Here is a 13,554-nt window from a genome sequence, read left to right on the forward strand (position 1 = left end):
GATAGTATCTTATATTCTTAAAAGACATCCACAGAATTAGTCCTTAACATTACTGTTTGCTTTATCAATAATGCGTTGGCGGTATTTGAAAATATTACTAACAACCGTTTTAAGTACAGCATATAATGGCACTGCAATCAGAACTAATGTAAAGCCACCTAAATCTCCTGCTGCTAAAATAACAACGATAATTGTTAAAGGATGGATACTTAAAGATTTACCCATTACATTTGGCGTAATGATATTACCTTCAAGTTGGTGTGCAATTAATGTAATGATACAAACCCATATAAATGTAGTAGGACTATCTATAATACCGAGTATTGCTGCAGGTGCAAATGATAACCATGAACCTAAGAAAGGAATTAAGTTTGCGACACCAGCAAATAGAACTAATAAAGGAATATATGGTAAGTCAATAATTGAATAACCGATATATAAGAATATACCTAAAATAACACTGACAGTTACTTGACCTTGAATGTAAGATTTTAATGTAAAGTTTAAATCAGTTAATAAATCTACGAAAAATACTTTACGTTCACCTTTGAAAAATTTAGCAACAGCTGGGATAAATTTTTCATGGTCTTTTAACATATAAATTAAGAAGAATGGAACCATAATCAATAAGAAGATGGTTGAAATTAATGATGTAATGTACTGTAATGAATTAGATAAAATATTAGTAACGCCATCACCCATTGATTTAACCATATTTGTAATTCTACTTGTTACATCTTCAGGTAATTTATCCATTTGAGCTAGTGCGAATTTAATAATTTGCTCTGCTTCTTTTTGTAGGGCAGGTGTCTGACTAATTAAATTGTTGATATTTGAAATGATGATTGGTGCAACAAACGCAACAATTAAGCCGATAATAGCAAACAAAGCTAACATGATTGTTGTTATACTAGCCCATCTTGGAAAACCGACTTTTTCAAGTAAGTTTTGAAAAGGTAGACAGATATAAAATAAAAAACCACTAATTAAAAATGGAAGAAATACAGAACCGATGATTGTAGCTATTGGAGTAAATACTTCGTGCACTTCCATAAATAGTTTGATGAGAATGAACAGCATAATCAGAGCGATGCCAGTTCGGAACCAAACCTTGTTTAACATAAACGATGTTCCTCCTATTTTTCTAAACTTAGTTATTATTTAGTATATCCTAAATAGCAGTGCTTAAAAAGGTTAATATTTTTTAAATATACTTAAATTAACCATTCACTTTCTATTTTAAGATATTTACTTTCAATAGTTTGTGAGACTTTTCAATGACTCGTAAGTCTGCAATTGGATCAAACAGCACCAGTTTATATGAATAACTTATTTTAATATTAAACGTGTTTAAATAATGAAATGATCATATTAATATTTATAAGAATATTCTGAAAAATATATTGAAGTGTCTCGTGCTTAATCGTATAATATTTTTATGTTTAAACAATAGGGGGAATCTTATGATTGAAAAATTAGTAACCTTTTTAAATGAGGTTGTTTGGAGTAAGCCATTAGTTTATGGTTTGCTAATTACTGGTGTGCTATTTACATTGCGTATGCGATTTTTTCAAGTTAGACATTTTAAAGAAATGATTCGATTAATGTTTCAAGGAGAGAAGTCTCCTAATGGTATTTCAAGTTTTCAAGCGATAGCCATGTCTTTAGCAGGCAGGGTTGGTACAGGTAATATTGTCGGTGTATCTACTGCAATATTTATAGGAGGACCTGGTGCAGTATTTTGGATGTGGATTACTGCGTTTTTAGGTGCAAGTAGTGCTTTTATTGAATCTACACTTGGTCAAATATTCAAGAGAGTTGAAAATAATGAATACCGTGGTGGACCAGCGTATTATATTGAATATGGTATTGGTGGTAAATTTGGTAAAATTTACGGAATTATCTTTGCTATTGTTACGATTATCTCAGTAGGTCTATTGCTTCCTGGTGTGCAATCTAACGCTATAGCAAGTTCTATGCATAATGCGATTCATGTTCCACAATGGTTAATGGGTGCTATTGTTGTAGTTATTTTGGGATTAATTATTTTTGGTGGTGTACGTAGTATTGCCAATGTTGCAACAGCCGTTGTACCATTTATGGCAATTATTTACATACTGATGGCTGTCATTATCATTTGTATCAATATACAAGAAGTGCCAGCGTTATTTGCATTAATTTTCAAATCAGCATTTGGATTACAATCTGCTTTTGGTGGTATCGTTGGCGCAATGATAGAGATTGGTGTTAAACGTGGATTATACTCAAATGAGGCTGGTCAAGGTACAGGTCCACACGCAGCAGCGGCAGCAGAAGTATCACATCCAAGTAAACAAGGTCTAGTACAAGCATTTTCAGTTTATATTGATACATTATTTGTATGTACTGCAACTGCTCTGATTATACTTATTTCTGGTACATATAATGTGACTGATGGTACGGTTAATGCGAATGGCACACCGCATTTAATTAAAGATGGCGGTATTTATGTTGAAAATGCAACAGGTAAAGATTATTCAGGTACTGCGATGTATGCACAAGCCGGCATTGATAAAGCGTTCCATGGCAGTGGTTATCAATTTGATCCTACTTTCTCTGGCGTAGGTTCGTACTTTATTGCATTTGCTTTATTCTTCTTTGCATTTACTACAATTTTGTCGTACTACTACATTACAGAAACAAATGTTGCTTATTTAACGCGTAATCAAAATAATCAAGTTTCATCGATATTTATTAATATTGCTCGTGTGATTATTTTGTTCGCTACATTTTACGGTGCAGTTAAAACAGCTGATGTAGCATGGGCATTCGGTGATTTAGGTGTAGGTCTAATGGCTTGGTTAAATATCATTGCGATTTGGATTTTACATAAGCCTGCCGTAAATGCTTTAAAAGATTATGAAATTCAAAAGAAACGTTTAGGAAACGGTTATAATGCAGTTTATCAACCTGATCCGAATAAATTACCTAATGCTGTCTTTTGGTTGAAGACATATCCAGAACGTTTAAAACAAGCACGTGCCAAAAAGTAATCTACTTTTGTTTATAGTATATGTAGTGATCATTTGATAAAAAAAGAAACAGCATTGATAATTTTAGGTGCTCAGAAATTTGAATTTTAAAAATATAGTGTCTCTTGGTACAATAACAATACAACTACTAGGGGGCACTTTTTTATGTCAGAATTTAAAACTGGTAAGATTAATAAACATGTTTTATATAGTAATATTTTAAATAGAGATGTCACGATAAGTATTTATTTACCAGAATCTTATAATCAACTTGTTAAATATAATGTCATTCTTTGCTTTGACGGATTAGATTTTTTACGTTTCGGGAGAATACAACGTACATATGAATCGTTAATCAAAGAAGCGCGTATTGATGATGCGATCATTGTTGGATTCCATTATGAAGACGTTGATAAGCGTAGAGAGGAATTTCATCCACAAGGAAGTCGTTCTCATTTAACTATTCAATCAGTCGGTAAAGAAATATTGCCATTTATTGACTCGACGTTTTCTACACTGAAAGTAGGTAATGCAAGGTTATTAGTAGGGGATAGTTTAGCGGGTAGTATTGCCTTATTAACGGCGTTGACCTATCCAACGATTTTTAGTCGTGTAGCAATGTTAAGTCCACATTCAGATGACAAAGTATTAGATAAGCTAAATCAATGTGCTAATAAAGAACAATTGACAATTTGGCATGTCATTGGTCTAGATGAAAAAGATTTTACTTTACCAACAAATGGTAAGCGTGCCGATTTCTTAACACCGAATAGAGAATTAGCTGAACAAATTAAGAAATATAATATAACTTATTATTACGATGAATTTGAAGGTGGTCACCAATGGAAAGATTGGAAACCATTGCTGTCAGATATATTATTGTATTTTTTACGTAAAAACACAGATGATCAACATTATGAGTAATTTACATTAGTAGATTTAGTATGAATTGTCTTCATATAGTTTGGTCTATAATATAATTTATAAAAGATTTTACTGTTTGATTTAATTTAAATTTGTCGAAATTGCAAAAGATGTATAATGAATTATTTTTAATGTAACGGTTTTCAAAGAAATTTGATATAATAGCAATAGGTTAAACAAAGGAGGAATTCAGATGATTTTAGGATTAGCATTAATTCCATCAAAGTCATTTCAAGAAGCGGTGGATTCTTACCGTAAAAGATATGATAAACAGTATTCACGAATTAAACCACATGTGACAATTAAAGCGCAATTTGAAATTGAAGATGGTGATTTAGATTCTGTCATTGAACAGGTTAGAGCTCGTATTAATGGTATACCAGCAGTAGAAGTTCATGCTACAAAAGCTTCTAGCTTCAAACCAACGAACAATGTGATTTACTTTAAAGTTGCGAAGACGGACGACTTAGAAGAATTGTTTAATCGCTTTAATGGAGAAGATTTCTATGGAGAAGCTGAACATGTTTTTGTGCCACACTTTACAATAGCACAAGGACTATCTAGCCAAGAATTCGAAGATATTTTTGGTCAAGTAGCATTAGCTGGGGTAGACCATAAAGAAATTATCGATGAATTAACTTTGTTACGTTTTGACGATGACGAAGATAAATGGAAAGTTATTGAAACGTTTAAATTAGCTTAAGTAACATAATAGTATTGTTAATCGTAGTATGTTTGAATTAATAAGAAAATGGTCATTTTTATTGAATGTAATAAAAATGACCATTTTCTTTATTTTAAAATACGTTTTAACCTTACTTAGCTTTTTCTCTATTTGCTATAAAGTAGCTTCCATAAAATACAGCTAAGACTAAAAAGATTAATGCCGAGAAATAAAATGTATTGTTTAAATCGTTGGTAAATTGTGTAATTAATCCGCCAAATAATGGCCCTATCATTGAGCCGAATCCTTGGATACTATTAAAAACACCCCAAGTTTCTTCTTGTTCATCTGATTTGATAAATCGTGCCATAAAGGTATTCCATGCTGGTAATAAGATGCCATACATTAGACCGATAGCTAAAGCGATAATCCACACGATGTGAATATTAACAATCATAGATAGAGTGAAAATTAATATCATGTATAAAATAAATCCGCTTAGAATAACACCATACATAAAGTTTCTGCTGCGGTTATCTATTAGTTTCGATAAAAATAGCATCGAAACTGCACAGCCGATACCACCAATAATGATTGCAACAGTATATTCAATTGTGCTTACGTTAATAACCTTAGTAGCATATGTTGGTAATATAGGAACTAGGGCAGCAATTGCGGCACCTTGTAAAAGAATACCAGGGAACAACAATAAATGGCGCTTTGTCACATCAACAATTTGTCTCAATTGAGCTTTAACTGGACGAGTATTATAATTTGTTAACTTTACATCGACAAAATAATATAATATCCATGCAATTAAAACGACTAAAGACATCATGAAGGCAAAGCGTGTTGGGTGCACTTTGATAAGTAGATTCATAAAAACCATACCTACCAATAGGCCTAACAACCATGAAAAATAAACATAGCCCATTTGTTTGCCACGTTTATCTTCTTCAACACTGGATAACATAATGACCCAAATAGGACTAACTGCAATACCGAGCATCATAGCACTAAATATGATTACAAAAGGTGATGCTGGAAACCAAATAACTAAAAATAAACTTGTAAATGCTAAAATAAATCCAGTCGTTAAAACGATTTTTGTGCCGAATTTTTTCAGTAAAAATCCTATAACAAAGTTTGTAGATGCATCAGCAATAAAATGTATTGAAAATGCTAGAGACGTTATTGCTACAGCAATGGATGTAACTGTTGGCAAGAAATTAATATAGCTTAGGATATACATGCCTCTCGCAAATTCCATTAAAAATAAGATAATAAGCATTAAAATGAAATTTTTATGATTAGCGTAATTATTTAACGAAGAATCTTGCATATAAAGGAACCTTTCCATAAATCTCTTGTGGTTGTGATGAATGACCGATTAAATCAAGTAAGTCTCGACATATTGTCTGTGTAGCATACTTAATTTTATCTTGTTCCATTGTACTAATCATGTTAGTTAATTGCTCATTACCGTTCGTTAAACTTGCTACAATTTTTATTGCTTCTTCTGGAGTATCAGCGATTTTACCAAAACCTTTTTCTTCAAAGTAAAGGGCATTTTCAAGCTCTTGACCAGGTGCAGGATTTAGGAAAATCATTGGAATACAACGGGCGAAACCTTCAGTTATTGTGATACCACCAGGTTTCGTAATCATAAGTTGACTTGATGCCATCCATTCATTCATGTGTTTGGTATAACCTAGAATCAATACATTCTCGTTAGATTTAAACTTAGCTATTAAAGAACGCTTTAGCTCTTTGCTCTTACCACAAATCATAACTACTTGTGCATTTGCACTTTTCGCTAATATATCAGTAATCATCGTGTCAAAACCTTTAGATACACCAAATGCACCAGCTGACATTAAAATAGTTTGCTTATCTGGATCTAAGTTGTTGTCTATTAACCACTGCTTTTGATTAATAGGCGTTTCAAATTTGTTATCAATAGGAATACCTGTCACTTTAACTGTTGAAGGATCAATACCTACGTCTATGAAGTCTTGTTTCGTTTCTTTTGTTGCCACATAATATCTTGTTGAATACGGCGTAATCCAGTTTTTATGTAAGCGATAGTCTGTCATCACTGTAGCAACTGGAATATTAATGTTAAATTGCTCAGTTAGTACCGACATAACTGGTGTAGGAAACGTTAATAATATTAAATCTGGCTTTTCTTTTATCAATAAATTAATTAACTTATTAAGTCCATAGTATTTGTAAAAACATTTGTCTAGTTTATCTGGGCGGCTGTAATAAAACCCTTTGTACATATTTCTAAAATATTTAAAGCTATTGATATACCATTTTTTACAAATAGAAGTCAAAATTGGATGAGCTTCCATAAATAAATCGTGCTCAATGACGCTTAAATGGTCTAGATTCATATCATTAAGTTGATTAACGATACTCTGTGTAACTTGCATATGACCGTTACCGAATGAGCCAGTAATAATCAATATCTTTTTATTTTGAGTAACCATTAATAGCCACCCTCCGTTAGTTTGAAAATTTTATTTAAGTGTAACTTATTTTACGGCATTATAAAAGAAATAAAGACGCAAAGTCGTTACATTTATAGCAATTTTAATCAATAGATGAATTGATACAAAATAAAACGTTATTTTATAAAGCAATTTATTGTTCTATGTTTTATTTGTATATTTAAAATTATCCAGTATACAATTATAGCATATTTTTGGAAACAATTATGATATTATACCATGTTACAAGATGGTTTTAATAATTTAAGATGAGCCATAATTGTGAAACTAATTCATAATAACGTATGTTTTATTTTTAATAGTAGAAATTAGAAAATGCTGATTAGTAGGATATAACAGTGAAATTATAAATTTATTAACATCAACAAAACGTGTATAATAAACATATTGTAGAAAAAGGAGCGGTTCAGTTTGGATGCAAGTACGTTGTTTAAGAAAGTAAAAGTAAAGCGTGTATTGGGTTCTTTAGAACAACAAATAGATGATATCACTACTGATTCACGTACAGCGAGAGAAGGTAGCATTTTTGTCGCTTCAGTTGGATATACTGTAGACAGTCATAAGTTCTGTCAAAATGTAGCTGATCAAGGGTGTAAGTTGGTAGTGGTCAATAAAGAACAATCATTACCAGCTAACGTAACACAAGTGGTTGTGCCGGACACATTAAGAGTAGCTAGTATTCTAGCACACACATTATATGATTATCCGAGTCATCAGTTAGTGACATTTGGTGTAACGGGTACAAATGGTAAAACTTCTATTGCGACGATGATTCATTTAATTCAAAGAAAGTTACAAAAAAATAGTGCATATTTAGGAACTAATGGTTTCCAAATTAATGAAACAAAGACAAAAGGTGCAAATACGACACCAGAAACAGTTTCTTTAACTAAGAAAATTAAAGAAGCAGTTGATGCAGGCGCTGAATCTATGACATTAGAAGTATCAAGCCATGGCTTAGTATTAGGACGACTGCGAGGCGTTGAATTTGACGTTGCAATATTTTCAAATTTAACACAAGACCATTTAGATTTTCATGGCACAATGGAAGCATACGGACACGCGAAGTCTTTATTGTTTAGTCAATTAGGTGAAGATTTGTCGAAAGAAAAGTATGTCGTGTTAAACAATGACGATTCATTTTCTGAGTATTTAAGAACAGTGACGCCTTATGAAGTATTTAGTTATGGAATTGATGAGGAAGCCCAATTTATGGCTAAAAATATTCAAGAATCTTTACAAGGTGTCAGCTTTGATTTTGTAACGCCTTTTGGAACTTACCCAGTAAAATCGCCTTATGTTGGTAAGTTTAATATTTCTAATATTATGGCGGCAATGATTGCGGTGTGGAGTAAAGGTACATCTTTAGAAACGATTATTAAAGCTGTTGAAAATTTAGAACCTGTTGAAGGGCGATTAGAAGTTTTAGATCCTTCGTTACCTATTGATTTAATTATCGATTATGCACATACAGCTGATGGTATGAACAAATTAATCGATGCAGTACAGCCTTTTGTAAAGCAAAAGTTGATATTTTTAGTTGGTATGGCAGGCGAACGTGATTTAACTAAAACGCCTGAAATGGGGCGAGTTGCCTGTCGTGCAGATTATGTCATTTTCACACCGGATAATCCGGCAAATGATGACCCGAAAATGTTAACGGCAGAATTAGCCAAAGGTGCAACACATCAAAACTATATTGAATTTGATGATCGTGCAGAAGGGATAAAACATGCAATTGACATAGCTGAGCCTGGGGATACTGTCGTTTTAGCATCAAAAGGAAGAGAACCATATCAAATCATGCCAGGGCATATTAAGGTGCCACATCGAGATGATTTAATTGGCCTTGAAGCAGCTTACAAAAAGTTCGGTGGTGGCCCTGTTGATCAATAAAAGATTTATTGATGAAGGTAAAACTATTGATGTTTATTTATTCGAAGCATTAAATAACCAGATAATCATTGCTATACCAGATTGGTTTTGGTCATATCAGATGGCAATGACATTAGATGAAGAAACTTGTTTTGAAGCAATACTCATGCAATTGTTTGTTTTTAAAGAAGAGGAAGAGGCAGAATCGATTGCATCACAACTAACAGATTGGATAGAAACATATAAAAAGGAGAAAGACTAATGAACTTAAAGCAAGAAGTTGAGTCTAGAAAGACTTTTGCGATTATTTCACATCCCGATGCAGGGAAAACAACGTTAACTGAAAAACTATTGTACTTCAGTGGTGCTATTCGTGAAGCGGGTACAGTTAAAGGGAAGAAGACTGGTAAATTTGCGACAAGTGACTGGATGAAAGTTGAACAAGAGCGTGGTATTTCTGTAACTAGTTCAGTAATGCAATTTGATTACGATGATTATAAAATCAATATCTTAGATACACCAGGACATGAAGACTTTTCAGAAGATACGTATAGAACATTAATGGCAGTTGACAGTGCTGTCATGGTCATAGACTGTGCAAAAGGTATTGAACCACAAACATTGAAGTTATTTAAAGTTTGTAAAATGCGTGGTATTCCAATCTTTACATTCATTAATAAATTAGACCGAGTAGGTAAAGAACCATTTGAATTATTAGATGAAATCGAAGAGACATTAAATATTGAAACATACCCTATGAATTGGCCAATTGGTATGGGACAAAGTTTCTTTGGCATCATTGATAGAAAGTCTAAAACAATTGAACCATTTAGAGATGAAGAAAATATATTACATTTGAATGATGATTTTGAGTTGGAAGAAGATCATGCAATTACAAATGATAGTGCTTTTGAACAAGCGATTGAAGAATTAATGTTGGTTGAAGAAGCGGGTGAAGCCTTTGATAATGACGCGCTGTTGAGTGGAGACTTAACACCTGTATTTTTCGGTTCAGCTTTAGCTAACTTTGGTGTACAAAATTTCTTAAATGCATATGTTGATTTTGCGCCAATGCCAAATGCGAGACAAACAAAAGAAGACGTTGAAGTAAGCCCGTTTGATGATTCATTTTCAGGATTTATCTTTAAAATTCAAGCCAACATGGACCCTAAACACCGTGATAGAATTGCCTTTATGCGTGTCGTTAGTGGTGCATTTGAACGTGGTATGGATGTTACTTTGCAACGTACTAATAAAAAGCAAAAGATCACACGTTCAACGTCATTTATGGCAGACGATAAAGAAACTGTGAATCATGCTGTAGCAGGCGATATCATTGGACTATATGATACTGGTAATTATCAAATTGGAGATACTTTAGTTGGTGGAAAACAAACCTACAGTTTCCAAGATTTACCACAATTTACGCCAGAAATTTTTATGAAAGTTTCTGCTAAAAACGTCATGAAACAGAAGCATTTCCATAAAGGTATTGAACAATTAGTACAAGAAGGTGCGATTCAATACTATAAAACATTACACACAAACCAAATTATTTTAGGTGCTGTTGGTCAGTTACAATTTGAAGTTTTCGAACATAGAATGAAAAACGAATATAATGTTGATGTTGTTATGGAGCCAGTAGGCCGTAAAATTGCACGTTGGATTGAAAATGAAGACCAAATTACAGATAAGATGAACACATCAAGATCGATTTTAGTGAAAGATAGATATGACGATTTAGTATTCTTATTTGAAAATGAATTTGCAACAAGATGGTTTGAAGAGAAATTCCTTGAAATTAAATTGTATAGTTTACTTTAACAGCTCAATTGTATAATCGAATTTGTTACATTAAAAATAATTGTTTCGTTGAAGAAAAATAAATTGTATATTTTAAAAGAAAAAGGTATACTATGATGTATCAAATGAATAACCTATGGCATTTTGTCAGAGGGGAGTAACTTAAGAATCATGACCGTATAAATGATTCGACACTTTATCGTCATTACGAAGATATCTTCCGGTAAAGTGGGCAATTTAAATTGCTTAGTGAGACCTTTGCTATTTATTTAGCATAGGTCTTTTTGTTTGTACTTAACTTATTTATTTAAAGGAGTTGTACATGTTAATGGATCCAAGTTTGATCTTACCTTATTTATGGGTACTTGTCGTTTTAGTATTTTTAGAAGGCTTATTAGCAGCAGATAACGCGATTGTTATGGCTGTAATGGTTAAGCACTTACCACCCGAACAACGTAAAAAAGCTTTGTTTTACGGTTTGTTAGGTGCATTTGTATTTAGATTTTTAGCATTATTCTTAATTAGTATTATCGCGAACTTTTGGTTTATTCAAGCTGCAGGAGCGGTTTACTTAATTTATATGTCAATCAAAAATCTGTGGCAGTTCTTTAAACACCCAGAAATTGAAAGTCCTGAAGCTGGAGATGATCATCATTATGATGAATCTGGTGAAGAGATTAAAGCAAGTAACAAATCATTCTGGGGAACTGTGTTGAAAATAGAATTTGCAGATATCGCATTTGCCATTGATTCTATGCTTGCTGCTTTAGCTATTGCTGTAACACTTCCTAAAGTTGGTATTCACTTTGGTGGTATGGACTTAGGTCAGTTCGTAGTCATGTTCCTAGGTGGAATGATTGGTGTTATTCTAATGCGTTATGCAGCAACATGGTTTGTAGAGCTATTAAACAAATATCCAGGACTTGAAGGTGCAGCCTTCGCGATCGTTGGTTGGGTAGGTGTTAAATTAGTTGTCATGGTATTAGCGCACCCAGACATCGCTGTATTGCCTGAGCACTTCCCACATGGCGTATTATGGCAATCTATTTTCTGGACAGTACTAATTGGATTAGTAATTATCGGTTGGTTAGGTTCAGTTGTTAAAAATAAAAAATCGCATAAATAATTGATGTGAAGCGGACAATCTTAATTTAGTTTAAGGTTGTCCTTTTTCATTTAATTGAGTGATTTATGAAAAATGGATTTTGAAGAATGTGAATCAAAAGATGCGATATAGTATTAAGAAAATGTGCCTTTTATATTTAGCATTTTTTCAATAGAAATTATATAGATTTTAAAGCAAATTAGGTGTTAATGTGTCATAATGATAAGTGATTTTATTGAATGGAGTGGACATTAGTGGATATTGGTAAAAAACATGTAATTCCTAAAAGTCAGTACCGACGTAAGCGTCGTGAATTCTTCCACAACGAAGACAGAGAAGAAAATTTAAATCAACATCAAGATAAACAAAATATAGATAATACAACATCAAAAAAAGCAGATAAGCAAATACATAAAGATTCAATTGATAAGCACGAACGTTTTAAAAATAGTTTATCATCGCATTTAGAACAGAGAAACCGTGATGTTAATGAGAATAAAGCTGAAGAAAGTAAAAGTAATCAGGATAGTAAGTCAGCATATAACAGAGATCATTATTTAACAGACGATGTATCTAAAAAACAAAATTCATTAGATTCAGTGGACCAAGATACAGAGAAATCAAAATATTATGAGCAAAATTCTGAAGCGACTTTATCAACTAAATCAACCGATAAAGTAGAATCAACTGAAATGAGAAAGCTAAGTTCAGATAAAAACAAAGTTGGTCATGAAGAGCAACATGTACTTTCTAAACCTTCAGAACATGATAAAGAGACTAGAATTGATTCTGAGTCTTCAAGAACTGATTCAGACAGCTCGATGCAGACAGAGAAAATAAAAAAAGACAGTTCAGATGGAAATAAAAGTAGTAATCTGAAATCTGAAGTAATATCAGACAAATCAAATACAGTACCAAAATTGTCGGAATCTGATGATGAAGTAAATAATCAGAAGCCATTAACTTTACCGGAAGAACAGAAATTGAAAAGACAGCAAAGTCAAAATGAGCAAACAAAAACCTATACATATGGTGATAGCGAACAAAATGACAAGTCTAATCATGAAAATGATTTAAGTCATCATACACTATCGATAAGTGATGATAAAGATAACGTTATGAGAGAAAATCATATTGTTGACGATAATCCTGATAATGATATCAATACACTATCATTATCAAAAATAGATGACGATCGAAAACTTGATGAAAAAATTCATGTTGAAGATAAACATAAACAAAATGCAGACTCGTCTGAAACGGTGGGATATCAAAGTCAGTCAACTGCATCTCATCGTAGCACTGAAAAAAGAAATATTTCTATTAATGACCATGATAAATTAAACGGTCAAAAAACAAATACAAAGACATCGGCAAATAATAATCAAAAAAAGGCTACATCAAAATTGAACAAAGGGCGCGCTACGAATAATAATTATAGTGACATTTTGAAAAAGTTTTGGATGATGTATTGGCCTAAATTAGTTATTCTAATGGGTATTATTATTCTAATTGTTATTTTGAATGCCATTTTTAATAATGTGAACAAAAATGATCGCATGAATGATAATAATGATGCAGATGCTCAAAAATATACGACAACGATGAAAAATGCCAATAACACAGTTAAATCGGTCGTTACAGTTGAAAATGAAA

General features: G+C 32.5%; 10 protein-coding genes, 1 pseudogene and 1 riboswitch. Of the genes and pseudogenes, 8 read left to right on the forward strand and 3 right to left on the reverse strand.

Annotated elements, in window-relative coordinates; translation table 11 throughout:
• Positions 1 to 36: 36 nt before the first annotated feature.
• A complete protein-coding gene (gene cozEa, locus IDG60_RS13070) occupies positions 37 to 1,122 on the reverse strand; it encodes a lipoteichoic acid biosynthesis protein CozEa (protein ID WP_000933105.1) in 1,086 nt (361 codons plus the stop codon).
• A 341-nt stretch (positions 1,123 to 1,463) separates the two neighbouring features.
• Here cozEa and IDG60_RS13075 point away from each other — a divergent pair, with 341 nt between their 5' ends.
• From IDG60_RS13075 to IDG60_RS13085, 3 genes are all read left to right on the forward strand, one after another.
• Positions 1,464 to 3,032, forward strand: a complete 1,569-nt coding sequence (locus IDG60_RS13075; protein WP_000570687.1) for an alanine/glycine:cation symporter family protein — start codon at positions 1,464 to 1,466, stop codon at positions 3,030 to 3,032.
• 144 nt (positions 3,033 to 3,176) lie between these two features.
• Complete coding sequence (locus IDG60_RS13080; RefSeq protein WP_001288675.1) at positions 3,177 to 3,935, forward strand: esterase family protein; 759 nt, start codon at positions 3,177 to 3,179, stop codon at positions 3,933 to 3,935.
• 193 nt (positions 3,936 to 4,128) lie between these two features.
• Entirely contained in the window at positions 4,129 to 4,638 is a 510-nt protein-coding gene (locus IDG60_RS13085) for a YjcG family protein (RefSeq protein WP_000600393.1), read from the forward strand.
• A 112-nt stretch (positions 4,639 to 4,750) separates the two neighbouring features.
• Here IDG60_RS13085 and ltaA read toward each other — a convergent pair whose 3' ends face one another.
• Both ltaA and IDG60_RS13095 read right to left on the reverse strand, forming a co-directional pair.
• On the reverse strand, positions 4,751 to 5,941 hold the full coding sequence (gene ltaA / locus IDG60_RS13090; RefSeq protein ID WP_001154223.1) for a lipoteichoic acid biosynthesis MFS flippase LtaA: 1,191 nt from the start codon (positions 5,939 to 5,941) through the stop codon (positions 4,751 to 4,753).
• Positions 5,919 to 7,094, reverse strand: coding sequence for a diglucosyl diacylglycerol synthase (locus tag IDG60_RS13095; protein WP_000258645.1), 1,176 nt, complete (start codon positions 7,092 to 7,094; stop codon positions 5,919 to 5,921). Before IDG60_RS13095 ends, ltaA begins: the two co-directional genes overlap by 23 nt.
• Before the next feature lie 432 nt (positions 7,095 to 7,526).
• Here IDG60_RS13095 and IDG60_RS13100 point away from each other — a divergent pair, with 432 nt between their 5' ends.
• The 5 genes and pseudogenes from IDG60_RS13100 to IDG60_RS13120 all read left to right on the forward strand — a co-directional run.
• Positions 7,527 to 9,011 (forward strand): UDP-N-acetylmuramoyl-L-alanyl-D-glutamate--L-lysine ligase, encoded by a 1,485-nt coding sequence (locus IDG60_RS13100; RefSeq protein ID WP_000340119.1) that lies wholly within the window; start codon positions 7,527 to 7,529, stop codon positions 9,009 to 9,011.
• On the forward strand, positions 9,001 to 9,252 hold the full coding sequence (locus IDG60_RS13105; protein ID WP_000608862.1) for a YueH family protein: 252 nt from the start codon (positions 9,001 to 9,003) through the stop codon (positions 9,250 to 9,252). Before IDG60_RS13100 ends, IDG60_RS13105 begins: the two co-directional genes overlap by 11 nt.
• Positions 9,252 to 10,814: a peptide chain release factor 3 gene (locus IDG60_RS13110; RefSeq protein ID WP_001049950.1), complete on the forward strand. Its 1,563-nt coding sequence runs from the start codon at positions 9,252 to 9,254 to the stop codon at positions 10,812 to 10,814. Before IDG60_RS13105 ends, IDG60_RS13110 begins: the two co-directional genes overlap by 1 nt.
• A 119-nt stretch (positions 10,815 to 10,933) precedes the next feature.
• Positions 10,934 to 11,041, forward strand: a riboswitch (yybP-ykoY riboswitch).
• Between the two features lie 74 nt (positions 11,042 to 11,115).
• The gene (locus tag IDG60_RS13115) at positions 11,116 to 11,919 is read left to right on the forward strand and encodes a TerC family protein (protein ID WP_000928413.1); all 804 of its coding nucleotides are present in this window, start codon (positions 11,116 to 11,118) and stop codon (positions 11,917 to 11,919) included.
• A 218-nt stretch (positions 11,920 to 12,137) separates the two neighbouring features.
• A pseudogene (locus IDG60_RS13120) lies at positions 12,138 to 13,554 on the forward strand (S1C family serine protease); the annotation flags it as partial.

This window comes from Staphylococcus sp. EG-SA-2 (assembly GCF_017152085.1).

What these genes read in the sequence shown, in the direction of transcription:
- IDG60_RS13075 (WP_000570687.1), top strand. Translation starts at nt 1,464, where the DNA reads ATGATTGAAAAATTAGTAACCTTTTTAAATGAGGTTGTTTGGAGTAAG.
- IDG60_RS13085 (WP_000600393.1), top strand. Translation starts at nt 4,129, where the DNA reads ATGATTTTAGGATTAGCATTAATTCCATCAAAGTCATTTCAAGAAGCG.
- cozEa (WP_000933105.1), bottom strand. Translation starts at nt 1,122, where the DNA reads ATGTTAAACAAGGTTTGGTTCCGAACTGGCATCGCTCTGATTATGCTG.
- IDG60_RS13110 (WP_001049950.1), top strand. Translation starts at nt 9,252, where the DNA reads ATGAACTTAAAGCAAGAAGTTGAGTCTAGAAAGACTTTTGCGATTATT.
- ltaA (WP_001154223.1), bottom strand. Translation starts at nt 5,941, where the DNA reads ATGCAAGATTCTTCGTTAAATAATTACGCTAATCATAAAAATTTCATT.
- IDG60_RS13115 (WP_000928413.1), top strand. Translation starts at nt 11,116, where the DNA reads ATGTTAATGGATCCAAGTTTGATCTTACCTTATTTATGGGTACTTGTC.
- IDG60_RS13080 (WP_001288675.1), top strand. Translation starts at nt 3,177, where the DNA reads ATGTCAGAATTTAAAACTGGTAAGATTAATAAACATGTTTTATATAGT.
- IDG60_RS13095 (WP_000258645.1), bottom strand. Translation starts at nt 7,094, where the DNA reads ATGGTTACTCAAAATAAAAAGATATTGATTATTACTGGCTCATTCGGT.